The organism is Agrobacterium sp. GW821-FHT14E08, assembly GCF_058803865.1.
Genome location: NZ_JBXAPJ010000005.1, coordinates 186,619 through 212,735, shown reverse-complemented (window position 1 = coordinate 212,735; position 26,117 = coordinate 186,619). Strand labels below are relative to the sequence as shown.

At 58.1% G+C, this 26,117-nt stretch carries 23 protein-coding genes and 2 riboswitches; of the genes, 9 read left to right on the top strand and 14 right to left on the bottom strand.

The window, feature by feature from the left end; genetic code table 11:
* Window positions 1-35: 35 nt before the first annotated feature.
* From rplS to AC1ROR_RS19060, 4 genes are all read left to right on the top strand, one after another.
* On the top strand, window positions 36-575 hold the full coding sequence (rplS, locus tag AC1ROR_RS19075; protein ID WP_003492508.1) for a 50S ribosomal protein L19: 540 nt from the start codon (window positions 36-38) through the stop codon (window positions 573-575).
* Window positions 576-810: 235 nt separating this feature from the next.
* Window positions 811-2,547, top strand: a complete 1,737-nt coding sequence (locus AC1ROR_RS19070; RefSeq protein ID WP_498590372.1) for a type I secretion system permease/ATPase — start codon at window positions 811-813, stop codon at window positions 2,545-2,547.
* Window positions 2,540-3,853 (top strand): HlyD family type I secretion periplasmic adaptor subunit, encoded by a 1,314-nt coding sequence (locus AC1ROR_RS19065; RefSeq protein WP_498590371.1) that lies wholly within the window; start codon window positions 2,540-2,542, stop codon window positions 3,851-3,853. Before AC1ROR_RS19070 ends, AC1ROR_RS19065 begins: the two co-directional genes overlap by 8 nt.
* Window positions 3,854-4,034: 181 nt before the next feature.
* The gene (locus tag AC1ROR_RS19060) at window positions 4,035-4,973 is read left to right on the top strand and encodes a calcium-binding protein (RefSeq protein WP_035221741.1); all 939 of its coding nucleotides are present in this window, start codon (window positions 4,035-4,037) and stop codon (window positions 4,971-4,973) included.
* 123 nt (window positions 4,974-5,096) lie between these two features.
* Here the strand turns inward: AC1ROR_RS19060 and AC1ROR_RS19055 are convergent, their stop codons facing one another.
* On the bottom strand, window positions 5,097-6,374 hold the full coding sequence (locus AC1ROR_RS19055; protein ID WP_142174292.1) for an MFS transporter: 1,278 nt from the start codon (window positions 6,372-6,374) through the stop codon (window positions 5,097-5,099).
* A gap of 427 nt (window positions 6,375-6,801) precedes the next feature.
* Here AC1ROR_RS19055 and leuC point away from each other — a divergent pair, with 427 nt between their 5' ends.
* A complete protein-coding gene (leuC, locus tag AC1ROR_RS19050) occupies window positions 6,802-8,211 on the top strand; it encodes a 3-isopropylmalate dehydratase large subunit (protein ID WP_035221746.1) in 1,410 nt (469 codons plus the stop codon).
* Window positions 8,212-8,271: 60 nt separating this feature from the next.
* On the opposite strand, the gene AC1ROR_RS19045 is transcribed toward leuC, so the two are convergent.
* Window positions 8,272-8,778, bottom strand: coding sequence for a DinB family protein (locus AC1ROR_RS19045; protein ID WP_498590370.1), 507 nt, complete (start codon window positions 8,776-8,778; stop codon window positions 8,272-8,274).
* A gap of 97 nt (window positions 8,779-8,875) precedes the next feature.
* Here AC1ROR_RS19045 and AC1ROR_RS19040 point away from each other — a divergent pair, with 97 nt between their 5' ends.
* On the top strand, window positions 8,876-9,472 hold the full coding sequence (locus AC1ROR_RS19040; protein ID WP_498590454.1) for a TetR/AcrR family transcriptional regulator: 597 nt from the start codon (window positions 8,876-8,878) through the stop codon (window positions 9,470-9,472).
* A gap of 12 nt (window positions 9,473-9,484) precedes the next feature.
* Here the strand turns inward: AC1ROR_RS19040 and AC1ROR_RS19035 are convergent, their stop codons facing one another.
* The 7 genes from AC1ROR_RS19035 to AC1ROR_RS19005 form a co-directional block, all read right to left on the bottom strand.
* A complete protein-coding gene (locus tag AC1ROR_RS19035) occupies window positions 9,485-10,945 on the bottom strand; it encodes a M48 family metalloprotease (RefSeq protein ID WP_498590453.1) in 1,461 nt (486 codons plus the stop codon).
* Between the two features lie 307 nt (window positions 10,946-11,252).
* Window positions 11,253-11,963 (bottom strand): thiamine ABC transporter ATP-binding protein, encoded by a 711-nt coding sequence (locus AC1ROR_RS19030; protein ID WP_142174296.1) that lies wholly within the window; start codon window positions 11,961-11,963, stop codon window positions 11,253-11,255.
* Window positions 11,960-13,585 (bottom strand): thiamine/thiamine pyrophosphate ABC transporter permease ThiP, encoded by a 1,626-nt coding sequence (thiP, locus tag AC1ROR_RS19025; RefSeq protein ID WP_498590369.1) that lies wholly within the window; start codon window positions 13,583-13,585, stop codon window positions 11,960-11,962. Before thiP ends, AC1ROR_RS19030 begins: the two co-directional genes overlap by 4 nt.
* Before the next feature lie 19 nt (window positions 13,586-13,604).
* Entirely contained in the window at window positions 13,605-14,618 is a 1,014-nt protein-coding gene (gene thiB, locus AC1ROR_RS19020; RefSeq protein ID WP_498590368.1) for a thiamine ABC transporter substrate binding subunit, read from the bottom strand.
* Between the two features lie 37 nt (window positions 14,619-14,655).
* Window positions 14,656-14,766, bottom strand: a riboswitch (TPP riboswitch).
* A 45-nt stretch (window positions 14,767-14,811) separates the two neighbouring features.
* The gene (locus tag AC1ROR_RS19015; protein ID WP_498590367.1) at window positions 14,812-15,204 is read right to left on the bottom strand and encodes a VOC family protein; all 393 of its coding nucleotides are present in this window, start codon (window positions 15,202-15,204) and stop codon (window positions 14,812-14,814) included.
* A gap of 92 nt (window positions 15,205-15,296) precedes the next feature.
* Window positions 15,297-17,123, bottom strand: coding sequence for an ABC-F family ATP-binding cassette domain-containing protein (locus AC1ROR_RS19010; protein WP_498590366.1), 1,827 nt, complete (start codon window positions 17,121-17,123; stop codon window positions 15,297-15,299).
* Window positions 17,124-17,127: 4 nt separating this feature from the next.
* Window positions 17,128-17,781, bottom strand: a complete 654-nt coding sequence (locus tag AC1ROR_RS19005) for a thiamine diphosphokinase (protein WP_498590365.1) — start codon at window positions 17,779-17,781, stop codon at window positions 17,128-17,130.
* 89 nt (window positions 17,782-17,870) lie between these two features.
* Window positions 17,871-17,947: riboswitch (SAM riboswitch) on the top strand.
* Between the two features lie 82 nt (window positions 17,948-18,029).
* Here AC1ROR_RS19005 and metA point away from each other — a divergent pair.
* Window positions 18,030-18,956, top strand: a complete 927-nt coding sequence (metA, locus tag AC1ROR_RS19000) for a homoserine O-acetyltransferase MetA (RefSeq protein ID WP_035221761.1) — start codon at window positions 18,030-18,032, stop codon at window positions 18,954-18,956.
* A 72-nt stretch (window positions 18,957-19,028) separates the two neighbouring features.
* On the top strand, window positions 19,029-20,048 hold the full coding sequence (locus AC1ROR_RS18995) for an aldose epimerase family protein (protein WP_035221762.1): 1,020 nt from the start codon (window positions 19,029-19,031) through the stop codon (window positions 20,046-20,048).
* Between the two features lie 14 nt (window positions 20,049-20,062).
* Here the strand turns inward: AC1ROR_RS18995 and mtgA are convergent, their stop codons facing one another.
* Window positions 20,063-20,710 carry a monofunctional biosynthetic peptidoglycan transglycosylase gene (mtgA, locus tag AC1ROR_RS18990; protein WP_237681266.1) on the bottom strand — a complete coding sequence of 216 codons (648 nt, stop codon included), beginning with the start codon at window positions 20,708-20,710 and terminating at the stop codon, window positions 20,063-20,065.
* 234 nt (window positions 20,711-20,944) lie between these two features.
* On the opposite strand from mtgA, the gene AC1ROR_RS18985 reads away from it, so the two are divergent.
* Window positions 20,945-21,859: a polyprenyl synthetase family protein gene (locus tag AC1ROR_RS18985; RefSeq protein WP_498590364.1), complete on the top strand. Its 915-nt coding sequence runs from the start codon at window positions 20,945-20,947 to the stop codon at window positions 21,857-21,859.
* A gap of 30 nt (window positions 21,860-21,889) precedes the next feature.
* On the opposite strand, the gene AC1ROR_RS18980 is transcribed toward AC1ROR_RS18985, so the two are convergent.
* From AC1ROR_RS18980 to AC1ROR_RS18965, 4 genes are all read right to left on the bottom strand, one after another.
* Window positions 21,890-22,552 (bottom strand): YiaD family glycine zipper/OmpA-like lipoprotein, encoded by a 663-nt coding sequence (locus tag AC1ROR_RS18980; RefSeq protein ID WP_035221765.1) that lies wholly within the window; start codon window positions 22,550-22,552, stop codon window positions 21,890-21,892.
* Window positions 22,553-22,618: 66 nt separating this feature from the next.
* Window positions 22,619-23,869 (bottom strand): flavodoxin-dependent (E)-4-hydroxy-3-methylbut-2-enyl-diphosphate synthase, encoded by a 1,251-nt coding sequence (ispG, locus tag AC1ROR_RS18975; protein WP_142174304.1) that lies wholly within the window; start codon window positions 23,867-23,869, stop codon window positions 22,619-22,621.
* 120 nt (window positions 23,870-23,989) lie between these two features.
* Window positions 23,990-25,180, bottom strand: a complete 1,191-nt coding sequence (locus AC1ROR_RS18970; protein WP_035221767.1) for an MFS transporter — start codon at window positions 25,178-25,180, stop codon at window positions 23,990-23,992.
* 12 nt (window positions 25,181-25,192) lie between these two features.
* Window positions 25,193-25,993, bottom strand: a complete 801-nt coding sequence (locus AC1ROR_RS18965) for a DeoR/GlpR family DNA-binding transcription regulator (protein WP_035221770.1) — start codon at window positions 25,991-25,993, stop codon at window positions 25,193-25,195.
* Window positions 25,994-26,117: the final 124 nt, after the last annotated feature.

The window sequence follows — 26,117 nt, the reverse complement described above, 5'->3', positions numbered from 1 at the left end:
CGCTCTGGCTGTTTCAGAAGAAATCAGAGGTTAACATGACCAATATCATTCAGCAGCTGGAAGCCGAACAGGCTGCCAAGATCGAAGCAAAGCGTACCCTGCCTGAGTTTTCTCCGGGCGACACGCTGCGCGTAAACGTGCGCGTTACCGAAGGTAACCGTACCCGCGTTCAGGCTTACGAAGGCGTTTGCATCGCCCGTTCCGGCGGTGGCCTTTCCGAAAGCTTCACCGTTCGCAAGATTTCCTACGGCGAAGGCGTCGAGCGCGTATTCCCGATCTACTCCCCGCTGGTCGAAGGCGTTGAAATCGTTCGCCGCGGTAAGGTTCGCCGCGCGAAGCTCTACTACCTGCGCGACCGTCGCGGCAAGGCTGCCCGTATCGTTGAAAACACCGGTACCCGCGCACGCAAGCTGAACGAGTCAGAGCGCCAGGCCGTCGCCGAAGAAAAGGCACGTCTGGAAGCCGAAAAGGTAGCAGCAGCACAGGCTCTCGCCGCCGAAAAGGCAGCAGCCGAAGCCGCAGAAGCCAAGGCAGCGGAAGAAGCAGCAAAGGCTGCGGAAACCGCAGCGGAATAAGATTTCCATTTAGATGGATTTACGGAAAGGCGGTCTTCGGGCCGCCTTTTTTGTTGTGCCGAAATGTCGGGGCGATCAAAAAAGCGGTGTAGCGGGAACACCCTGCTTTAACCCATTCCTCCATCAAAATACATCGGCCAACCGAGTTCAAAAAACAGATTGCTTTAGGTCATACTCGAACAGCATTGCCTAATTTCACTTATTGTGCAATTTTCATGCAGTTTTAGGTGTTGATATGCTTTTTTTTAATTCTTTTTTAACAAAAAATAAGAGAGCTTTTTTTGCTGTTGGTCTTGCCAGCGCATTGATGAATATACTTCATCTTTCAGGTTCTCTCTTCATGCTGGAGGTCTATGACCGCATCTTGCCGAGCAAGAGTATTCCGTCTCTTGTGGCTCTGGTCGTCCTCCTTGTGGTCCTCTATGCCTTTCTGATGGGCTTTGACGTTTTGCGAGGCCGGATATTGGCGCGCATCGCAGACAATATGGATGACGCGCTCAATCAAAGGCTTTTCAGAGCCTCGATCAGTGCGCCGCTTGTCGCCTCCGCCAAAGTCGACGGGCTACAGATCGTCGGCGATCTCGATCAGATACGGCAGTTTCTTTCCGGTCCGGGGCCCGGCGCTTTTTTTGATATTCCCTGGCTGCCGATCTATCTGCTGATCTGTTTCGCCCTGCATCCCTGGATCGGCTTCGCCGTGCTTGGCGGCGCGGTGGTCCTTGTCATGCTGACGCTTCTGACCAATTGGCTGACCGAAAGGGCGACCAAGCAGGCTTACGCCGTGCGTGGACAGAGAAACGCACTCGTCGGTAGCAGCCAGCGCAACATCGAATCCGTCAAAACCATGGGCATGATGGGGGCGGTGACATCGATGTGGGATGAGCTGCATTACCAGTATCGCGCCGTCACCCTGTCGACCTCCGATACCGCAGGCATGCTGGGTGCCATTTCCCGAACATTCCGGCTGCTGCTGCAATCCGGCGTGATGGCCATCGGCGCAGTGCTGGTCATCGACGGCAATGCGTCCGCGGGCAGCATCATCGCCGGCTCTATCCTTTCGGCAAAGGCGCTCGGCCCTGTCGAACATGTCATTGCAAACTGGCGCAGCTTCATGACTGCGCGGCAGGGCTGGAAACGCGTCAACGAATTTCTTGAAATGACGCCTGAGCCCGCTCCGCCGCTTTCCCTGCCGCGTCCGCAATTTACCGTCGCCGTCGACCGGGTAACCGGCGGTCCGCCCAATGGCGCGCGCGATACCGTTGCCGATATTTCGTTCACATTGAATGCAGGCGATGGTCTTGGGATCATTGGCCCCAGCGCCTCCGGTAAATCGACGCTGGCACGTCTCATGACCGGTATCTGGCCCTATGAGCGCGGCTCCGTGCGCTTCGATGGGGCGGCATTGAACCAGTGGGATTTCGAAGTTCTCGGCAAATCCATCGGTTATATGCCCCAGCAGGTGGAGTTGATGCCGGGAACGGTGGCGCAAAATATTGCCCGCTTCGATCGCAATGCAACGGCGGAATCCATCGTTGCCGCCGCCAAGGCCGCGCAGGTGCATGAGCTGATCCTCAATCTGCCGAATGGTTACGATACCTATATTGGCGATCGAGGGGAGGCGTTGTCGGGCGGGCAGAAACAGCGCATCGGCCTTGCACGCGCGCTTTTCGGCGAACCTTTTTTCGTGCTTCTCGATGAGCCGAACTCCAATCTCGACAGCGAAGGCGAGGCAGCCCTGCGCAATGCCATCGCGGACATCCGGGCGCGCGGCGGTATCGTTGTCGTCATTGCCCATCGCCCGAGCGCCATCGAAAGCATCAATCTTGTGATGGTGATGAGCAATGGCCGGATGTTCCGTTTCGGCACCAAAGAAGAGGTGCTCGCGCAAATCCTGCGGCAGAACATTCATCAGGTACCAGCAGCAGAGGAAGAAACACGCAAGATCGAAAACCGGGTGAGCGAAAATGGCTGAGATCAAACAAGCCAGTACGACGAATGCGTCTATTCTCACACACTCGGCAGCAGTGATCCTTCTGGCGATAGGCCTTCTGGTCGGATTGGGAAGCTGGGCGGCTCTGGCGAAACTTGCTGGCGCGGTTGTCGCAAGCGGCCGGGTTGTTGTCGAAGGTAATTCCAAAAAAATCCAGCATCTCTCCGGCGGTATCGTCAGCGAGATCGATGTCGCCGAAGGCGACAGGGTGGAGGCTGGCCAGGTTTTGCTGCGCCTTAGCGCCACAATCGTTCAGGCCAACCTGTCCATTGTCGAGAACACGCTGGCGCAGCTCTATTCACGCCGGGCGCGTCTGGGAGCGGAGCTTGCCGAAGCATCATCCTTCACTGTCCCGGAAGATCTTGAGGCCCTGACCAATTTAAAGGCTGCAAAGACTTTCATCGATAGTGAACAGAGCCTCTTCAACAGCCGTCGCAACGCGCTGAGCGGCATGAAAAAACAATTGGCGACACGCAAGGATCAGCTCGCCGACGAGGCGCGTGGTCTAAGCGTTCAGGTGGAGGCAACCGACAACGAGCTTGCCATCGTCAAGGAAGATGTTTCCAAGACGCAGGAGCTTTACAAGAAGGGGCTCGTCACGCTTCAGCGTCTCAACCTGCTGAAGCGGCAGCTTTCCAATCTCGAAGGTCAGCAGGGCCAGTATATGGCCGCACGTGCCCAGACGGTCGGCAAGCTGAGCGAACTGGACCTGCAATTGCTTCAGCTTGACGAGGACCGCAAGTCCGAGGTGACCAAAGACCTGACCTCGATCGAAGCGACCGTGGCGGAATATGAAGAGCGACTTGCGGCAACACGCGACCAGTTGGATCGCCTCGATATTCGCTCACCGATCGCAGGGCGCATCTACCAGCTCTCGGTACACAACATAAACGGCGTCATCCAGCCGGGTGAAGTGCTGATGCTGGTGGTGCCGGAGAAGGAAGAGCTCGCAATCGAAGCCAACATAGTTCCCAAAGACATTGACCAGATATACGTCGGACAACCGGTGACCATTCGGTTCACGGCATTCAATCAAAGTACCACGCCGGATGTCAGCGCGGAGGTCGCCGTCGTCGCTCCCGACCTGCAGACGGATTCCCGAACCGGAACGTCGTATTACTCGCTGCGCATCAAACCAAGCAAAGCTGGAATGGAGCATATACCCGGCGGAAGATTATACCCCGGCATGCCTGCCGAAGTATTCATACAGACAAGCGAAAGGAGTGTTCTTTCTTATTTTGTAAAACCATTCCAGGACAGGCTTAAGAAGACTTTTGTTCAGGAATAAATAACTTACAAATACGCAATAATTTGATAAAAATTTATCGAAAATATTGATAGTATTTATTTTTCTAAAAAATGAATTAATATATTGTACTGTTATTTTTTATGGATTAAATATCACATACATTTTTGCCCAAAAGTAAATTTCACATCATTTCATTCTCAAAAATTTATAGGAGAGTAACATGGCATTGAAGGTAACTTTCGGTAACGGCGGTGCTTCCACAGTTTCATCGCTTACCAGCCTGGTTGACCAGGAAGCTTATAAGCTTCTCACGGAATCCACGGCACAGATCAAGAACGGCTCCTCGCTCGACTCCGGCGTTGTCAATGTCGGCGCCGTCTCGGTTCCCGGCAGCGGCGCAGGCGGCACGGTGGATGTCGGATACGACGCCAGCAAAAACGGCTTCACCTTCGACGTATCGTCGGCATGGAATTCGGTGAAGAATGCTCTCGCCCAGTCCGATACCTCTGAAAACCTTACATTCAAGGATTTCGTTCAGGTCGACGTTCACCTTGGCGGCTCGGGGTCTTCCAATGTTGAAGTTCTCAATGCCAAGCGCGGCAACATCACGACCGGCGCCGGCAACGACACGGTCACGGTCTCTGTCGTATCGAACGACAAGGCCTGGGTAAACGCTTTCAACATCGACACGGGCGCCGGCAACGACACCATCGTGGTCAAGGCAGGCGCGTTCGACGGCGGCGTTGCTGCCGGTACCAATGTCGTGAACGGTGGCGCTGGCGTCACCGACGGTAGCTTCACCTCCGTCACCATCAATGCCGGCGCAGGCAACGACACCATTGACCTGAGCGGTGTGAACCTTGCATCGTCGCTGGTAACCGGCGGCAAGGGCATTGACCACATCATCGCAAGCGGTGGCGCCGATACCTTCGTCTTCAATCTCGGTGACATGGCCAAGAGCTTCGCCACCGATACCATCGAAGGCTTCAACGCCGCCGTGGACAAGCTGAAGCTGGTTGGCACGGTAATCGATAACTGGGCGGTGTCGACAATCGATAACGACACCATCCTCAGCTACAACGTCACTGGCGAGCATAAGGGTGAAAAAATTATTGTTTCCGGCGTTCACCTGACCGGTAGCGATTGGTTCACCGCATAATTCTCTTGAAGAGAATACTATTTAGCGTGGTTTAAAATGATCGTGGCCCGGAAATATCCGGGCCACGATTTTTATTATACGCGGACAGTCGGCAATCGCGCCGGCTGCCGCAATCTTCCAAGATCACGCCGCATTGACCTGATTGCCCATTTTACGCGCTGCGATGATGACCAGCACTCCGGCAAGCGCCAGGCAGAAGGCAAGGAAGAACATCGGCGCAATCGTGCTGCCGGTCTGATCCTTGATCCAGGGCACCACGTTCTGCGCCACGAAGCCACCCAGATTGCCGACGGAGTTGATGGCGGCGATGCCGGCCGCGGCACCCGCGCCCTTGAGGAAGCGGCCGGGCAGGCTCCAGAACACCGGCTGGCCGGCGAAAATACCGGCGGCGGCGATGCAGAGGAAGGCGAACTGCAACACCGGGTCGCTGAGCAATGCAGACATCAACAGGCAAAAGGCACCGATGAAGGCAGGGCCGACAATATAGGGCGTCTTGTTCTTTGCCTTGTCGGCGGCCAGAGGCACGACGAACAGGGCAATGGCCACAATCACCCAGGGGATGATGTTGATGAAGCCGTTGGCGGTGTTGGAAACGCCGAAGCTCTTCACGATTGTCGGCAGCCAGTAGCTGAGACCATAGGCCGCCAGCGGAAAGCCGACGTAGCAAAGTGCCATGAACAGCACGCGCGGATTGATCAGCGCCTTGAAGCCGTCCTCCGCATGGTCTTCCATGCCCTTGTTTTCTTCGGCCAGACGGTTCTTCAACCAGTCCTTCTCAGCCTGCGTCAGGAACTTCGCCTTTTCCGGCGTATCATCGAGATAGAAGAAGGTGACGATACCGGCGATAACGGCGGGAATACCTGTCGCCAGGAACACCCACTCCCATCCTGCATAACCAAGGAAACCATCGAGATCGAGCAACATGCCGCCGAGCGGCGCGCCGATGGCGTTGGCAAGCGCACTGAAGATCATGAACAGGCCGATCATGCGGCCGCGATAATCACGCGGGAACCAGAGCGTCATCAAAAACAGCACGCCCGGGAAGAAACCGGCTTCGCAAAGCCCCAGCAGGAAGCGCAGGATGTAGAACATCGTGGCGTTCTGCGTATAGGCCAGCGCGATGGTGACGGCACCCCATGAAACCAGAATACGGGCGAACCATTTGCTGGCGCCGAAACGGTTGAGGAACAGGTTGCTCGGCACTTCGAAGATGAAGTAACCGATGAAGAACAGCGAGGCGCCAAGACCATAGGCATATTCGCTGAGGCTCAGTGCATCCACCATCTGCAGCTTGGCATAGCTGACATTCTGCCGGTCGATATAAGCGATGAGATAGAGAAGGCCAAGAAACGGCATAAGCCGCCAGGTGATCTTCGAGATAAGGGATTTTTCCGATACCATATGCTTTTCCCTCCCTTCGATTGCTCGTCGAAATGCAAATGATAAGGGGACCCATCTATATGTGCATCGCAAAATACGCAAGTTGCATTGCATTATAACCATTGGGCAGACGCCGAAATACAGGCCCTTAAAGGGCTTTCCCTCATGATGCAGCGCATATAGAAATGTCCTGCGGCTGCCTTCGGCGGCTCTGTGCATTCATATTGCCGTAAAACCGGCGATCTGCTATGAAGGTTGCCATGGGATCTAAATTCGGATGTCTCGCGCAGAATGTTTATGTGCTGCAGGACCACAAGCGTCTGCCGGCACGGTTCTTTGCGCGCGTTTCCGGGGCGCTCACAAGCCGACTTAGGCTCGCCTGACAGCATTCGCTGTCCACCGCCTTTCTGAACCCTGATTACCCTTTTCCATGACAAGGCATAGAGCCATGAGCGCACCCCGCACCCTGTACGACAAGATCTGGGACGACCACGTCGTCAATCGTGACCCGGACGGAACCTGTCTTCTCTACATCGATCGTCACCTCGTCCATGAGGTGACGAGCCCGCAGGCCTTCGAAGGCCTGCGCATGGCCGGCCGGCCAGTGCATTCGCCTGCCCGCACGCTGGCCGTCGTCGACCATAACGTTCCGACCACGGCCGACCGGCTGGAAGGCATCAAGAACGAGGAAAGCCGTATTCAGGTGGAAGCGCTTGCGCAGAACGCCAAGGATTTCGGTGTCGAATATTACTCCGAGCGCGACAAGCGCCAGGGCATCGTCCACATTGTCGGCCCTGAACAGGGCTTCACCCTGCCGGGCATGACAATCGTCTGCGGCGATAGCCACACCTCCACCCACGGCGCTTTCGGCGCGCTGGCACATGGCATCGGCACGTCCGAAGTCGAGCACGTTCTGGCCACCCAGACGCTGATCCAGAAGAAAGCCAAGAACATGCTGGTGCGTGTCGATGGCAGGATTCCCGATGGCGTTACCGCCAAGGACATCATCCTCGCCATTATTGGCGAGATCGGCACGGCTGGAGGCACCGGCCATGTGATCGAATTTGCCGGCGAGGCGATCCGGTCGCTTTCCATGGAAGGCCGCATGACGGTCTGCAACATGACCATTGAGGGCGGCGCCCGTGCGGGTCTTATCGCACCTGACGAAACCACCTTCGATTACATCAAGGACAAGCCGCGCTCACCAAAGGGCGAAACGCTGGAACAGGCCATCGCCTATTGGAAAACGCTGAAATCCGATGAAGGCGCCCACTACGACAAGGTCGTTGTGCTCGACGCGGCCAATCTGCCGCCTATCGTCTCCTGGGGTTCTTCGCCTGAAGACGTCACCTCCGTTGAAGGCATCGTCCCCAATCCGGATGATATCGAAGAGGAAAACAAGCGCACATCCAAATGGCGTGCTCTGGATTACATGGGCCTGAAACCCGGCACGCGCATCACCGATATCGCCATCGACCGCGTCTTCATCGGCTCCTGCACCAATGGCCGTATCGAGGATCTGCGCGCCGCGGCGAAAATCGTCGATGGCCGCAAGGTGGCTCCCACCGTTTCTGCCATGATCGTGCCCGGCTCCGGCCTCGTGAAGGAACAGGCGGAAAAGGAAGGCCTCGACAAGATTTTCCTCGAAGCCGGTTTCGAATGGCGCGAGCCAGGCTGCTCCATGTGCCTTGCCATGAATGACGACCGCCTGAAGCCCGGCGAACGCTGCGCTTCCACCTCGAACCGCAATTTCGAGGGCCGTCAGGGCTATAAGAGCCGCACCCACCTCGTCTCCCCAGCAATGGCGGCGGCGGCGGCGATCGCCGGTCATTTCGTCGATGTGCGTGAGTGGCAATAAGTTCCTGAGGCCATCGTTTCAGGAAAGCCACCCGTCCCCACAAGGGCGGGTGGCTTTTTATTATAGCCCCTGCAAACGCCGCTGCGGCTCCGTGCCGTGCAGAAACACGGCAAAAGTATCCCAGGGTGGCGTGATGGAGAGCTGGCTCAGAATACGCGCGACCTCGCCTCTGTGAATGCCCGCATGCAGGACCATATGTGAGATCATCTCAGCGCGGGACATGTAACCCTTGTCCCCATCCGTGAAGGTGAAGGCGACAAATTCGCCAAGCGATGCCGGCGATGTTTTCTCGAGATAATCGAGATACCAGCCATCGAGAGCGGCGACATCCTTCGCAAGATCATCCAGCTGCGGCGTTGCCTCGGTATTATCCGAGAGAAAGCCATGTGCCGTTCCCATGAGGTGACTCGAAAAAATCCTCGCGACGACGTAATAGTGATTGATCAGCCGGATTGCCGTGTGCCGTTCGGATGCATTTTGGACAGGATCGAGGTGTTTCAGCTTCTCGAACAAGTCCCTGTTCGCCCATTGGTGATAGCCGAGCAGGCTCCTGAGCAGATCCCTCATCAGAATATCCTTTACATCTGAAAAATGTGAGCACTATGTTTATATTTTCGCCATGGAGGATGCCTTGTCTACTCGCATTGCAAAGCGGAAGACCGAGATGCGCAAGGAGCCGCGTCAGGAGCGTTCCCGGGCCACGGTCGATGCCGTCGTTCACGCGGCGGCTCGCATTTTGAGCGATCATGGCTGGTCGGGTTTTACCACGAACAGGGTCGCCGAAACGGCCGGCGTCAGCATCGGCTCGCTCTATCAATATTTCCCGGACAAGATTTCAATCGTGGAAGCGGTGCGCCATCGTCACCTCGAGGACTGTCTCTCTGTCATGAAGAGCGTCTCGCAAAAGCGGCAATCGCTTGCGAAATTCGTGGAAGAGCTCGTGACCGGCATGATTGGGGTACACAGCGTCCATCCCGGTCTTCACAAGGTCCTTCTGGACGATGCGCCCAGCCACGAAGGGACGAACGATCCCAACAGCGTTTTCGAACAGGAATATCTCGGTCTCTACGCTGCAGCGATCGCGGCACATATGACAGCCGGCACAAAGGTCGAAAGCAGAACCACGGCGCTGATCGTATCCGATGCCATTGACGGCATCATTCATAATGCCGCCCGCCGCGGAGAGTTACAGTCGCCCAAAGTCAGACGGGAAATGATTGTACTCGTTCACGCCTACCTGTCTCAGGCAACCGGTGAATGAGAGGCCGTCAGCTCATTCCGAAATAATCTTCACCCGCTGGCCGGGCTGAAGCGTGGCGGTGGCGCTCATCGCATTGATCATGCGGAACATGTCGAGCTTCCGGTCGGTCCCCATCATCCGCGCGGCGATCGTCGCCACGGTTTCACCGGGCTTGACCATCACCACCCGTACCCGCAGCGGCTTCAGTGAAGCGATCTCCGGCGGCGTCATCTTGCGGAAACTGGTGCGCAGCACATTGGCGATGGAATCAAGCTGCGTATTGCCCTTCGGCACCGCCGTCAGGAAACGGAATATCTGCTGGCCGACACGAATGACGGTCACGTCGAAATCCCATTTATCCGCGCTTGCCCGGGCTGTCGCAGCCTCCAGACCGTTGATCTGCGTCTCCCTGACAGTTTCCGGCAACAGGCCGGCAACCCAGCCGCTGGTCAGGTAATTGGCAAGGGTGGTCTGTTTTGGATCGGCCACACCGTCGAAACGGATGGCCATGTCACCCGGCCCCGTCGCCAGAACCGCCTCAACCTTGTTGTCGATGACGAAACCTTCCGGCACGTCGAAACGGATACCGAGCGTTCCGTGCAGGAACGTCTGGCCCCGGACGTAGCCTTCCTGCGGGCTGTCACCGTAAAGCAGGCCGTCTATGCCATCCAGAAACCAGTCGCGACCACGATCCCCGACCTGACCTTCCTGGCCAAAAGCACGGGCATGACGGCGCGCAAGCTCGATGCGCTGCGGCGTGTTGGGGTGGCTGGAAAGAAAGTCGAGGCTCTGGTCATTTTCAGGATCGGCCGAGGAGAACCGCGCATAGGCCGCCATGGAATCCAGAAAACGCGGCGATGCGTAGGGGTCATAACCCGCCTCGCCCAGCATGCGCACGCCAATCACATCGGCCTGCAATTCCTGTTGGCGCGAGAAAGCCGCAAGTCGCAGCTTGCCGCGTGCCAGCGCCTGCTTGCCGGCAAGATCGCTCGACAGCACTTCGGCAACCACACGGCTGGCAATCACCTCTGCCTCCTCCCGGCGCTGGCGCTCGATGCCGTGGTTCGCCGTGACATGGCCCATCTCATGCGAAAGCACGGCTGCCACTTCCGAAGCGTCGTTGGCAAGCGCCAGAAGCCCACGCGTTACGTAAAGATAACCGCCCGGCAGCGCAAAGGCGTTGATGGCAGGGGAATTGAGGATGGTAATGCGATAGGATTGCTGTGGGTTTTCCGAAACGGCCGTCAGCGCACCGGCAATGCGGGCAACAAGCCGTTCCGTCTTGGCGTCACGATATTCGCCGCCATAACTCGCCACGATGCGCGGATGTTCGCGCGCACCCATCTGCGCACGGGGATCGTTCTTCTGCACCTCTTCCACGGTCTGCGGATTGTCCGAGGGGCGCAGGGTGGACTGGTAGGCCGGGCTGAAAAGGGACTGGCACGACGACAGGAACACGGCAGACGCCGTCAGCACGGAACACGCGGCCGCCATCCTGCCCGAACGGCGAAGGCCTGAACGGGAGAAAAGACTCCACTGTGCAGTCATGCTATTTCTCATTCTCTATGCCTGCCCCTAACGTTCCTGATCATCCGTTAATTGCAGACCAGAATAACAGATTCGCCCCAACGAGCCATGAATGCCGAAACGGTAAAAACGATCCATCAAGTCCGGAATATTCCTGAAGAACGCAATAATTCTCGTCTTTTCTCGGGCAACAACTTGAAACTGGCAAGTGCAAATTAGCGCCATTGAAGTCATCTAAAGCGATTGCCAGCGGCACGCGTCGAAAATAAGGCGATCAGCCGTTCAGAAAACTGTCCACCGCCTTCACATTTTGTGTGGCGAAGAAATCTGCGGTCGAGCCCGCATAAACAACACGGCCGCGATCAAGAAAAACCACCCGCTGCGCCAGCTTTTTTATGTCTTCGGGGTGATGGGTGACAATAATCACCGTGTTTTTTGTTTCGCCGTGCAAGTCGAGAAGCAGGGATGCCATGCCCGCCCGCAACCCCGGATCGAGCGCCGCGAAAGGTTCGTCGAGCAGCATGACAGGTTTTTTCCTGACCAGTGCCCGCGCCAAAGCGGCTCTTTGTCTTTCCCCACCGGAAAGCGTGCCCGGCAGGCGTTTGCCAAAACCCGCAAGACCCACGCGTGTAAGCGCCACATCGATCCCCTGGCGGTCTTCCGCCCGCAGCTTCAGCCCGGGGCTGACACCGAGCGCAATATTGGTGAAAATATCGAGATGGGCAAAAAGATTATTGTCCTGGAAAATCGATGAGACCGGTCTTTCGGAAGGATCGCGCGCCTTCATATCCTCTCCGCCGATCAAGATGCGACCGGAATCGGGATCCTCAAAACCGGCGATGAGATTAAGGAGCGTCGACTTGCCCGAACCGGATGCGCCGACAACGGCGGTCACCTGACCTTGCGGGAATACGCAATCGAGATCGAAATCCTGCGTTCCGAGCCGCAGCCTCACCTTATCCAGCTCCACTGCAAAATCCGTCATATGCTCGCCCTTGCCGATTGCGATTGCCGTGAAACACCCCCTGCGGCAAGCAGCAGGCAGACAATACCAAGGATGAACGCATATCCGGCGGCATCATTGGTGCGGTAACTGCCCATATTGCTGTAAACCAGCCATGGCAGGGTGACGAAGTTTTCCGATCCGAACAGGGCAACCGCCCCGAGATCACCAAGCGACAGGGCCATGGCGAAGGAAAACGCCATGAGCAGTGGCCGCCACAAAACCGGCAGATCGGCAAACCGCAGCCGCGCCAGACCCTGAAGCCCGAGACTGGCGGAGAGCCGGCCTGTGCGCAAAAAGTGACTGTTGAAGGCAGGTTCCAGCACCCGCATGGCCAGCGGCAGAGCCATCAGCATGTTGATGAGCGCCACCAGAACGGGAGCATAAAAGCTGACATCTCCAAAGGGCCGCAACAGCAGGAACCACCCGCTTCCCAGAACAACGGGCGGCACCAGCAGCACAAGCGAAGACCCTGCCCCAAGCGTGGTGGACAGAAATCGTAGCGGTCGGGCCGTATGTCGTCCGGAACCCACGGCCTGGCGTGCGCTGATGATCGCGAAGCTGCAAAGCACGACAAGGGCTGCGGAAAGCATGGCGATCGCAAGACTGGTCGCGGCCGCGCGCAGAAAGATCGGCGCGAACAGAAGGCGCAGCAGATCCGCACTCAGACCTGAGACTGTTATGGCGACAAGCGGCACACCAATCAGCAGAACAGCAAGAACGATTGCCATCCCATCCCAAAGACGGGCGCCAATACCCTTGCCGTCAAAACGGCGAAGGGGGCGGCCAAGCGAGGCAATTTCCGCTTCGGGTGCCGGCAAAAAAGCCAGAAGGCCGAGCAGGATCGCTGTGAGGACGATCTGCAGAACCGAAAGCGCGATCGCCCGCTGCGGATCGAAATCGAACCGCAGCGCCTGATAGATCGCCACTTCCAGCGTCGTTGCCGCCGGCCCGCCGCCAAGCAGAAGCACGAGCGTGAAGCTGGTGGCGCACAACATGAAAACGAGCCCCGCAATGCCGGGAACAAGCCGCGAGACCGCCGGCCATTCGATGAAGCGGAACACCGAAACCGGCCCCATGCCGAGGCTCGCCGCCATCCGCCAATATTCGCCCGGAATACGCTCCAGCCCGGCCAGCATCAGCCGCACCGCCAGCGGCAGATTGAAGAACACGTGGGCAATGAGGATGCCGGAAAGGCCATAAATATTGAAAGGCTCATCCGCGCCGGCAAAAACGAGAGCCTTGTTCAAAACACCCTGCCTTCCCCAGATGGCAATGATGCCGAAAGCGCCGACAATCACCGGCAGCCCCATCGGCACCGCCATCAGCCGGATGATCCAGATACGCCCTCGAAAGTCCTGCCGACGGGAGAGCGCCAGCGCCACCGGCAGGCCGAGAACAATGGAGAGAAGAGTGGAAAGCGTTGCCTGATAAAGCGTGAAACGCAGGATGCGCAGCGTATAGGCATCCATGATACCGGCAGCGGAAGCCCCGGCATCGAAAAACAGAAGGGCCGCGATGGCGAGCGCCATGAACAGGAAAACGGCGGCAAACGCCGCCGTTCCGAAAATGATCGACCACCTGTAGTAGCAACGCAGCATCATGCGCGGGCGTGCCTCTTCCTTAATTCATGCTCATGGCGGCAAGCCATTCGTCGATCCAGGCCTTGCGGTTTTTTGCCACCTCTTCCGGGTCCATCAGGAAAGTCTTCTGCGGCACGACGAGCTTTGAAAAAGCCTCGGGCAAAGGCTTGGACGTTGCCGCAACCGGCATCATCCAGTTGTTTTCCGGAATCGCATCCTGAAAACCTGATGTCAGCGTGAAAGCGAGGAACTGTTTCGCCAGTTCCTTATGCGGCGCGTTTTTGAGAAGGCCGGAAACCTCGATCTGGATGTAATGCCCTTCGGAGAAAGCGGCCGCCTGGTATCGGTCGGTCTTTTCCGAGACCATATGATAGGCGGGCGACGTGGTATAGGAAAGCACCATCGGTACCTCACCCTTGGTGAAGAGACCGTAGGATTCCGACCAGCCCGGCGTGACGGTAAGAATACGCTTCCGGAGCTTCGCCCAGGCTTCCGGAGCCTTGTCGCCATAAACCGACTTTACCCAGAGCAGCAGGCCAAGCCCCGGCGTGGAAGTGCGCGGATCCTGAATGGCGATCTTCTGCGAGGGATCGCCTTCCACCAGCTCCTTCAAACTCGTCGGCGGGCTTTTCACCGTCTGCGTGTCATAGATAACGGCGAAATGACCGTAGTCATAAGGAACGAAAACATCGTCCGTGTAGCCGCCCGGCACCTTGACCGCCGATGCATCGATACCGCTGACATCGAAGAGACCGGTCTGTTTCGCTTCCGCAACAAGATTGGTGTCGAGACCAACGACGACGTCCGCCTTGGACCCCGCCCCTTCAAGCTTCAGACGATTGAGCAGCGCCACGCCATCCGCCACACCGACGAAGTTGACCGTGCAGTTGCAAACCTTCTCGAAGGCCTCCTTCACCTTGGGACCGGGACCCCATTCGGAAACGAAGCTCTCATAGGTATAGACGGTCAGTTCCTGCCTATCCTGCGCGACGGCAAGACCGGGCAGAAACAGCGACGCGGCAACAAGGGAATTCAGGAAAAGACGACGGCGCACGGGTATCTCCTCAAAACAAAAAGGGAAATAGCCGCTTGCCTTGAAGCCGTCTAATCCCTCCGCCGGTATGAACCGGATCAGGTTCTTCGGGTTGGCAAGCCTCTCAGCCTTTTGCACGCAAGTACAAAAGACACCCCGTTAGATCATGATGATGATGTAGTCCCGCTGTCGCTGATTGGCAAGATGGCCGCGATCAGCCCTGCGCCGTCATATGGACCAGTTCCCAGACGTGACCGTCGCGATCCTGAAAGCTGCCAGCATACATGAAGCCATGGTCCTGAACGGGTTTCCAGCCGCTTCCGCCGGAAGCAAGCGCCGTTTCGATCATCCGGTCGATTTCTTCGCGGCTTCCCGCCGTAAGACAGGTCAGCACCTCTGTGCTGCGCGTCGCATCGGCTATATCGCCATTGATGAAATCGCGGAAACGCTCTTCCTGAAGCAGCATCACGAAGATGTTCTCCTCAACGATCATGCAGAGCGTGCGGTCATCCGAATATTCCGGATTAAAGCTGAAACCCAGAGCCGTAAAAAAGCTTCTCGATGTCTCGATATTCTTGACCGGCAGATTAACGAAGATCATGCGCATTTTCTGAACTCCTCCGAACCGGGACAGGAAACGGCAATTCCGCCTTCCTGTCAAAGGCGGATGAGATATCAATCAAGAAATCGCAACCGCCGTCAGCCTTCGATTTCCTCACGCAGCATCTCCAGCTCCAGCCATTCCTCTTCCATGGCTTCAAGCTTTTCGCGCAGCTTTGTCATTTCCTGCGCCAGCGTGTTGAAGGCGGCCGGGTCCTTGGCAAAGAGATTGGGATCAGCCATGCGCTGCTCGCGTTTTGCGATTTCGCCCTGCGCCTTTTCCATCTCCTTGGGAAGGTTTTCGAGCGCGAATTTCTGCTTGAAGGAAAGCTTGGCCTTGGCCTTTGAAGGGTCCTGCGATGCGGAGGCGGAAGGTGCGGCCTTCGCCTTTTCCTGCTTCTCCGCCTTGCGTTTTTCTTCCGCCGCACCCTTGCGCTGCGCCATCATGTCCGAGTAGCCGCCAGCATATTCGATCCAGCGTCCGTCCGGCTGATCCGGATTGGCGGGCGCGATGGTGGAAGTGACGGTACGGTCGAGAAAATCGCGGTCGTGGCTGACAAGGATGACGGTGCCCGAAAAGCCCGCGACGACTTCCTGCAACAGATCGAGCGTTTCGATATCGAGATCGTTGGTCGGCTCGTCCAGGATCAGGAGGTTGGTCGGCCTTGCCAGAATACGAGCCAGAATAAGACGGGCGCGCTCGCCGCCGGAAAGATTGCGGATCGGCGTACGGGCCTGTTCCGGCTGGAACAGGAAGTCCTTCATATAGCCCGTCACATGTTTCAGTTCACCATTGACCAGCAGATTATCACCGCGTCCATCGGTGAGGTAATGCGCGAGCGTATCGTTTGGATTGAGATCCTCACGCTTCTGGTCAAGCGTCGCAATCTCCAGATTGGTGCCGAGCTTCACCGTGCCGCTATCGGGCTCAAGCTGACCGGTCAGCATCTTCAGAAGTGTCGTCTTGCCAGCGCCGTTCGGACCGACAAGACCGATGCAATCACCGCGATGGACGCGTAGTGAAAACGGCGCGATGATCACGCGCTCGCCGTAAGACTTGGTGATGGCTTCGGCCTCAATGACCAGCTTGCCGGATTCCCGCACGTCCGCGGCCGTCGCCTGCACCGCGCCCTGCGGTCCCTTGTGGCCGCGATATTCCGCGCGCATGGCCTGAAGCTCACCCACGCGGCGCATATTGCGCTTGCGCCTTGCGGTCACACCATAACGCATCCAGTGTTCTTCACGCTCGATGGCCTTGCCGAGCTTGTGCTGTTCCAGTTCTTCCTCTTCCAGCACCTTATCGCGCCATTCCTCGAAATGGGCAAAACCGCGGTTGAGACGACGGGACTGGCCGCGATCGAGCCACACAGTGGAGGTCGAAACCTTCTCGAGAAAACGCCGGTCATGCGAAATCAGCACCAGCGCGCTGCGCGTCTGCTGCAACTCACTTTCAAGCCATTCAATCGTGGGCAGATCCAGATGGTTGGTCGGCTCGTCCAGCATCAGAATATCGGGCTCGGGTGCCATGACACGGGCAAGGGCCGCGCGCCGCGCTTCGCCACCGGAAAGACTTTCCGGATGTTCCTGTCCCGTGAGGCCGAGATGCTCGAGCAGGTAAGTAACGCGATAGGGATCATCACCCGGCCCCAGCCCCGCTTCGGCATAGGCCTGAACGGTATCGTAACCGGCAAAATCCGGCGCCTGCTCCAGATAACGAATGGTGGCGGCCGGATGGCGGAAAACCTCGCCAGACTGCGCCTCAACCAGACCGGCGGCGATCTTCATCAGGGTTGACTTGCCCGAACCATTGCGCCCGACAAGGCAGATACGGTCACCCGGTTCCACCTGGAGATTGGCGCCATCGAGCAGCGGGGTCACGCCGAAGGTCAGCTTGATGTCATCGAGTTTCAAAATAGGGGGTGCCAAGGCGTCAGGCTCCGGTCAGATCATAAGGGCGGGCGAGCACGATGGCTTTTCCGCTTTTCAGCGAGAAATGCACGGGGCCGCCATTCGCGACATTGGAAATAGTGCGGGACGAACCGAAAGCAAGCGCGAAATCCCTGAGCGGATAACGCACATTTTCAATATCAAGCCCCGCAAGGGCAGTGAGCCCGGCGACAGAAAACAGCGAACCAGGCGGCAGATCGATATCCAGTGATCCGGCAAGCAGCGGCCGCGCCTCCTCTTCACCGGAGGTCAGCGTAACCTTCAAACCCTGTTCGGCGAGCGCCACCGCATAAAGAAGATGCTGAAGCGCATGGTCGCTTCTGGCACCTCCAAGTGCACCGACCAGCAGCAGCGAGCGCGCACCGCGGGAGAGCGCCTCCGAGACCGCAATCTCGCCATCTGTCACAGCCTTCGCAGCCGGATAGGGCTGCCGCGTCACATCCGGCCAGGTCTCGAGCAACTCCTTGCTGGCGGAATCGAAATCCCCGACCCAAAGCTCCGGCACAAGCCCAAGCGGCGCGGCATGGCGCATGCCGCCATCGGCCGCAATCACGCGGCTTTCGGCAACCGCCTCTTCAAGACGATCCGTGACCGTGACATCGCCGCCAAGCAGAATGGTGAAGCGCTCTTTATCCATGCCCTGCCTTATCGCAACTGGCACGAAAAGGGAAAGCCGAAACCCGATGAAATCAGCCTATATTGATTTTCGCCGGCTTCGGGATTATGAAACGCCTCAGTGGTGATTTGCCGACCGGCTTGCAGCCACTTTAAAGAAGTCGCTAAAGGGTCGAGGAAAAGGGCAATTTCCTGGGACCGGCCGCGATTTCGCTGCCGGTTTTTTTGTTTTCGCAACGTTCTTTACGTCATCCGAAAAGAGAGTTCGACATGCCGATCAAGATTCCCGATACGCTTCCCGCTTTTGAGACCCTCGTGCATGAGGGTGTGCGGGTCATGACCGAAACGGCGGCCATCCGGCAGGATATCCGCCCGCTCCAGATCGGGCTTCTCAACCTCATGCCGAACAAGATCAAAACGGAAGTACAGATGGCGCGGCTCGTTGGCGCCTCTCCCCTGCAGGTCGAGTTTTCGCTGATACGTATTGGCGGCCATCGCGCCAAGAATACGCCGGAAGAACATCTTCTGTCCTTCTATGAGACCTGGGAAGAAGTGCGCCACCGCAAGTTCGACGGCTTCATCATTACCGGCGCGCCCGTCGAGACGCTGGCTTACGAGGACGTGACCTACTGGAATGAAATGCAGAAGATTTTCGAATGGACGCAGACCAACGTCCATTCGACGCTGAATGTCTGCTGGGGGGCAATGGCCGCCATCTATCATTTCCATGGTGTGCCGAAACACGAACTGAAGGAAAAGGCTTTCGGAGTCTATCGTCACCGCAATCTTTGCCCCTCATCGATCTATCTGAACGGCTTTTCGGATGATTTCCAGGTACCGGTCTCGCGCTGGACGGAAGTGCGCCGCACCGACATCGAAAAACACCCGGAACTCGAAATCCTGATGGAGTCAGAGGAAATGGGCGTTTGTCTGGTGCATGAGAAAGAGGGCAACCGGCTCTATATGTTCAACCATGTTGAATATGATTCGACCTCGCTTTCGGACGAATATTTCCGCGACGTGAACTCCGGCGTCCCCATCAAGCTGCCGCATGATTATTTTCCGCACAATGATCCGGAATTAGCCCCGCTCAACCGTTGGCGCAGCCATGCCCATCTGTTTTTCGGCAACTGGATCAACGAGATATACCAGACGACGCCCTACGATCTCGAATCCATCGGCAAACTCGCTGCGTAAATTGCGGATTGCGAATTGCCGGAAAATGACGCAACGTCCGCCGGCAATTCACGGCAATCGGAGAATGACGTTATGAGCGACGCGGCGGCACGGGAGAATTTCGGTTTCACGGCGACCGGCGAAAAGGTCGAACGCGTCACCATCTCGAAAGGCGGTTTGACGGCCAAGGTCATCACCTGGGGCGCGGTCATTCAGGATCTGCGCCTCGAGGGTCACCAGCCGCCGCTCGTTCTCGGCTTCGATAAATTCGAAGACTACAAATATTCCTCCTATTTCGGCGCCACGCCCGGCCGGAATGCCAACCGGGTCGGTGACGGCAGGTTCGCCATTGACGGGCACGAATACCAGCTGGAACTGAATGAAAAGGGCGTGACCCACCTGCATGGCGGCAGCGACGGCATGGGCAAACGCAACTGGATGCTGATGGAACATGGCGAAAGCCATGCGGTTTTGCAGATCATCGATCCCGATGGCCGCGCCGGTTATCCCGGCAATTGCACGGTCACCGCCACCTATACGATCCGCGACGGCGGCGTGCTTTCTGTGGTCTATGAAACGGTGACCGACAAGCCGACCATCGCCAATGTCTGCCAGCATTCCTATTTCAACCTCGATGGTGCGGATACCGCCCTTGGACACGAGATCAGCATCGCCGCCGACTTTTACCTGCCGACCGACGAAAAGCAGATACCGACCGGCGAAATCCGCTCCGTCGAAGGCACCGTCTTCGACCTGCGCCACCCGACGCCGATGCGGCGCAAGGACAATGGCGAACAGGTTCTCTACGACCACAATTTCTGCCTCTCGCCCGAGCGCCGTGCCAAGCGCAAGGTCGCCCGCGCCTATTCCCCCGCCTCGGATATCGCCCTTGAGGTTCACACCACCGAGCCCGGTGTGCAATTCTATTCGGCCTTCAAGCTGAACGTTCCGGTTCCGGGCCTCGATGGCCGCCACTATGGCCCCTTTGCCGGCTTTTGCCTGGAAACGCAGATTTGGCCGGATGCCGTCAATCACCCTGATTTTCCGCACGCGATCCTGCGGCCGGGCGAAACCTTGCGTCAGGAAACAGATTATATTTTCACGAAGGGCTGAATGGACGGGCTGGATCAGTCCAGCACGCAACCGACATAAGCACCCGAGGCCCGGGCGCGCCGCTCAATAAGGCCAGCGAGCCGTTGCAGACCGCGACCCGGTTTGCTGGCGACCCGGTCAATGGGATTGGGCAGGGAAACGGCAAGCAGCGCCGCCTGACGGGAACTGAGCTTTGCCGCCGGCACCTTGAAATGATGCTGCGCGGCAGCCTCGATGCCATAGATGCCCGGCCCCCATTCGGCAACGTTGAGATAGATCTCCATCATCCGTTTTTTCGACCAGACGAAATCAGCCGCAATCGCCAGCGGCAGTTCCAGTCCCTTGCGCAGGAAAGAACGGCCGTTCCATAAAAACAGGTTCTTCGCCGTCTGCATCGGAATGGTGCTTGCGCCACGGGTGGAGGCCCCATCGAGCGCATTGCTGACCACGGATTGCATCTGATTCCAGTCCACGCCGCCATGGAAACAGAATTGCCCGTCCTCGGACATCATCACGGATTGCACAAGGCGCGGCGAAATATCCTCAAGCGGCACCCAGCGCCGGTCATATCCCTGCAGGGTCACCAGATCGGCAAGCATCAGCGTTGAGACCGGCCGGAAGAACGGCAGGGCATAGACCGGGATCAGCAGATAGGGCAGGATCAGCAATGCCAGCAAGGTCATGACGATGCGCTTGGCCAACGTGCGAAAATCCACCTTCGGACTGCTCCGGTCTTCCGCCAGCACGGCGTAATCTGCGTCGCTTTCAGGCGTACTGCTCAATATCCGTCCCAGCCCCGCGCCAAATCGAAGCCTTTCATAGTCCATCGCCGCCTTCAAGGCGAGTCCGGTCAAACACTTGCGCTCCGGAATCACAAAAAGGTTTGCTTGGCCCGGCGCGGCATGCCAAAGAGCGGCATGGACGCTCAGATGACGAATTTCGAAACAAGGCTGCGCGAAAACGCGGCAAAGACCGAAGCCTTGCTTGGCCGCCTGCTATCCGCAGAGACGCGCACGGACGAGATCACGCGTCCGCAAAACCTGCTCGAAGCCATGCGCCATGGCGTGCTGAACGGCGGGAAACGCCTTCGGCCTTTCCTCGTCATTGAAAGCGCTGCCCTGCTGGGTGGAGATGCCGACGCTGCCCATTATGTCGGTGCCGCACTTGAATGCCTCCATTGTTATTCGCTGGTGCACGACGATCTTCCGGCCATGGACGATGACGATCTGCGCCGCGGCCAACCGACCGTGCATCGCAAATTCGATGAGGCGACAGCCATTCTCGCCGGCGACAGCCTGCTGACGCTCGCCTTCGATATCATCGCATCGGATGAGAATCCGCTTCCGGCGGATCGCAAGGCGGCTCTGGTCTTGGCGCTGGCCCGCGCGGCGGGCATCGGCGGCATGGCGGGCGGTCAGGCGCTCGATCTTGCTGCGGAAAAAAAGGCTCCGGACGAAGCCGGCGTCATTACATTGCAGGCTATGAAAACTGGTGCTCTGCTGCGTTTTGCCTGCGAGGCAGGCGCGATCATCGCCGGCAGCGATATTTCCGAAAGGCAAAGGCTGCGCCTCTTCGGTGAAAAGATCGGCCTCGCCTTCCAGCTTGCCGACGACCTTCTGGATTTGACGGCCGATGCCGCCACCATGGGCAAGGCAACCGGCAAGGATGCCGCGCGCGGCAAGGGAACGCTCGTGGCGCTGCGCGGCGAAGACTGGGCACACAGCCAGCTGCGGGAGCAAGTGGCGGAAGCCGGCGAGCTACTGGCCCCTTATGGCGAAAAGGCCGCGATTCTCATCGCGGCCGCCAGATTCATCGCTGAAAGAAAAAGCTGAGCGGCTTCCACTCAGCTTTTCATCATCCAATCAGCCCTTGAGCGGCGAAATCAGCACTTCGACGCGACGGTTCTGGGCGCGACCGTCAGGCGTTGCATTGGATGCGATCGGCTGTGAGGCACCGAAACCGAGTGTCGAAATACGGCGCTGATCGACGCCGCGCGCACCGAGATAATTGGCAACCGAGGCGGCACGACGCTCCGAGAGGCCCTGATTGTAATCGGCGCGGCCGGTAGAATCGGTATGACCGTTGATGTCGATCAGCGTGCGGTTGAACTTGTTCAGCACGATGCCGACGGAATCGAGGGTCTGATAGAAGGGCGGGATGACCTGATCCTGATCCGTCGCGAAGGTGATGTTCGACGGCATGTTGAGAACGATGCTGTCGCCGCGGCGGCTAACCGAAACGCCCGTACCCTGAAGCTGGGCGCGAAGCTCGGCTTCCTGGCCATCCATGTAATTGCCGATGGCGCCACCGGCGAGCGCGCCGATGCCCGCACCGATAAGCGCGGCATTACGGCGGCCGGTCGGCGAACCGCCGACAGCCAGACCACCGAGCGCGCCGACGACGGCGCCGATGCCGGCACCGCCCGCGGTGTTCGACATCTTCTGCTCACCCGTATAGGGATCGGTCGTGGTGCACGAAGAAAGATAGGTCGCGCAAAGGGCAACGATCGCAATTTTTTTGATCATGTAGTTTGATGCTCCGAGAGGTTCAGGAGGTATGACAGTGGAATTCCGGCCTTTTCACGGTACTCTTTACTCCGCCGCATCTTTCCGGCCAAAACGCTTTTCGATGTAATCGGCCACAAGCGCTTCGAAATCGCCGGCAATGTTGGGACCACGCAGGGTGAGCGCCTTTTCTCCGTCGATGAAGACCGGCGCTGCCGGGCTTTCGCCGGTACCGGGCAGGGAAATGCCGATATCGGCATGTTTGCTTTCACCCGGACCGTTGACGATACAGCCCATGACGGCGACATTCAGCGCCTCGACACCGGGATATTTGTCACGCCAGATCGGCATGTTCTTGCGAATGTCGTTCTGAATGTTCTGGGCAAGTTCCTGAAACACGGTGGACGTGGTGCGCCCGCAGCCGGGACATGCCGCAACGACCGGAATGAACTGGCGAAAACCCATGACCTGCAGCAGTTCCTGCGCCACCTGGACCTCGCGGGTGCGGTCGCCATTCGGCTCCGGCGTCAGCGAAACGCGGATCGTGTCGCCGATGCCATGCTGCAGCACATAACCCATGGCGGCGGAAGAGGCGACAATACCCTTGGAACCCATGCCCGCTTCGGTAAGACCGAGATGCAGGGCGTGGTTGGACCGCTCAGACAGCATCGAATAAACGGCGATCAGGTCCTGCACCTGGCTGACCTTGGCCGAAAGAATGATACGGTTACGCGGCAGGCCGATCTCTTCGGCAAGCTCGGCGGAAATAAGCGCCGACTGCACGATGGCCTCACGCGTGACCTGACGGGCGGAGAGCGGAAAACCCTCCTCCTTGTTCCTGTCCATCAGCGCGGTCAGCAATTCCTGGTCAAGCGAACCCCAGTTGACACCGATGCGAACCGGCTTGTCATAGCGGATCGCCATTTCGATGATTTCGCCGAACTGTTTGTCCTTCTTGTCCTTGAAACCGACATTGCCCGGATTGATGCGATACTTCGCCAGCGCCTCGGCGCAGGCCGGGTGGTCGGCCAGAAGCTTGTGGCCGATATAATGGAAATCGCCGATCAACGGCACATCCATGCCCAGACGCAGCAGCCGCTCGCGGATTTTCGGCACCGCTGCGGCGCTCTCGTCCCGGTCGACGGTAATGCGCACCATTTCCGAACCGGCCCGGAAAAGCGCCGCCACCTGCTGCACGGTGGCGTCAATATCCGCCGTGTCGGTATTGGTCATCGACTGTACGACAACGGGCGCACCGCCCCCCACGATGACGCCGCCCACGTCGACGGCGACGGATGCGCGGCGGGGCTTTGGATCGTAATCGGCATGTGACGTCATGGCGGTCTCTGGAGCTTGCGGCAAGGTCTGGCAATTGAGGTGAAACAAGGGGGCCTGCTTGTCAACACCCAACGCATAAGAGCTTCTACTTTACCGCAATCATGGCAAAATTCGAGACGCCTATTCCTTGCCCGCACCATCCGCGTGCCGGGCGAGCCGCGAAAGCAGCAAAACCACCACATGCAGCAACGGCAGAGCGAGAAAGACGCTGGCAAGCCCGGTATGTTCGGCAATGAAGCCGATAGCCGAGGGCGCCACCAGAATACCGGAATAACCCATGGTGGTGACAACCGACAGGCCAATGCCAGGCGCCAGTCCCGGCATATTGCCGGCCGCCGAAAAAGCGATCGGCACCATGTTGGAGATACCGATGCCGGCAATGGCGAAACCGATGATCACAAAAGTGGAATTTCCCGCAAGGCCGGCAATCAGAAGACCGGTGATCGACATGACCGAGCAGAAACGCAGGGTCCGGACGGCCCCGAACCTGTCGCGCACCAGATCGCCGGCAAAACGCATGATCGCCATGGTCATGGAAAATGCCGCGAAAGCGAAACCGGACTGCGAGACGGAAGCACCGAGTTCGTTACGCAGATAAAGAGCGCCCCAATCGAGGATCGCACCTTCCGGGATCATCGAAAACAGCGCCATCAGGCCAATGATCCACGGCAGGGGTGTCAGCGGCAAGCCGCCCTTCGGGCGCTCTTCCTCGGCGTGCGGACGATCCGCAAGAACGCGCGGCCACGCAATAACCAGCAGGATGAGCGCGATAATCGTCAGCGCGATCGCATGACCCTGAACGCCGATGGCTGTGATGAGGTAACCGCCAAGACCGGCACCGATCAGGCCGCCGAGGCTCCAGAAGGCGTGGCACGACGACATGATGGCGCGGCGCATGTCACGCTCGACAGCCACGGCATTGGCGTTCATGGCGACATCCATGGCCCCCGTCAGACCGCCAAACAGGAAAACCGCAATCACCCCCGCCCAGATCGTGCCCGCCCAGGAGATGAAAAGCAGTGTCGGCAGAAAGATTGCCGCAGTCACAAGGCTGACCGTGCGCGATCCGAAACGGGCGATCTGGGAACCGGCGATCGGCATGAAAACCAGCGAACCAATACCAAAAACCAGAATGATCAGGCCAAGTGCACTCTCACTGAGCGATAAACGCGCCGCAAATTCCGGAATCTTCGGAGCCCAGGACCCCATCATGAAACCGTTCATCAAAAACAGCAGGGAAACGCCAAGCCTGTGACGCGTCAGATAGGATGAGCGCTTCACCGTCGGCGAAAATGTCGTGGGGCCATTCATCGGCAATATCCTTCAGACTTGACCATGGGAAAATCGAACGGCGTCATCATCGCCGCAATGAAGCTGTACGCCTCTTGCCGACAGCGCCTCGATCAGTGCCGGATCGGCATCATGTTCGAGCACCAGGGAAAGAGGCGGTGAAAAATCATGCACGTGAAAGGCCGCTCTGTGGCCAAGCTTTTCCGTGGTAACGGCGGCGACAATCCGCTGGCTGGCGCTGCAGGCAAGCCGCTTGAACACTGCATCCTCGAAAACATCCGCCGACAGGCCGGTCTCCTCCGCAACGCCGCAAACGCCGAGAATACACAGATCGGGTCGCATCAGCTCCAGTTGCCGCAACGCCATGGCGTCGATCGCAGCACCAACGGCCGGATCGACCTTGCCGCCGATCAGCACCAGATCGATATCGGCCCGCCCCGTGAGTTCAGCGGCGATCGCGGGCGTGTTCGTCACCACGGTCAGGTTGATACCGGCAGGGATAGCTCTTGCAATGGCCAGATTGGTGGAACCGGCATCGATGAAGACAACCATGCCTGGCGCGAGAAGCGGAACGGCTGCGCGCGCCAGAGAGGCCTTGCGGTCGGCATCCTCGGCAATCCGCGTCTTCAGCGGCACCGTTTTGCTATCTGAAAGCAGTGCTCCGCCATAAACGCGCAGGCATTCGCCACGTGCCGCCATCTCGCGCAGATCCCGGCGGACCGTATCTTCGGAAACGCCGAAATTCTGGGCCAGATCCTGCGCAAGCACACGACCGCTTTGCCGCAGCTGCGCGAGAATGAGCGCCTGCCGCTCGCTGACAAAATGATCGCTCATGGAAACTCATGCATAAACAGGAATAAACGTGCACGAACAGGCATATTCGAGTTTTGACGAATACGCAACAGCAAAACGCCCGCCGGAAGGCGGGCGTCTAACTCGTAACTGACGATAGGAAACG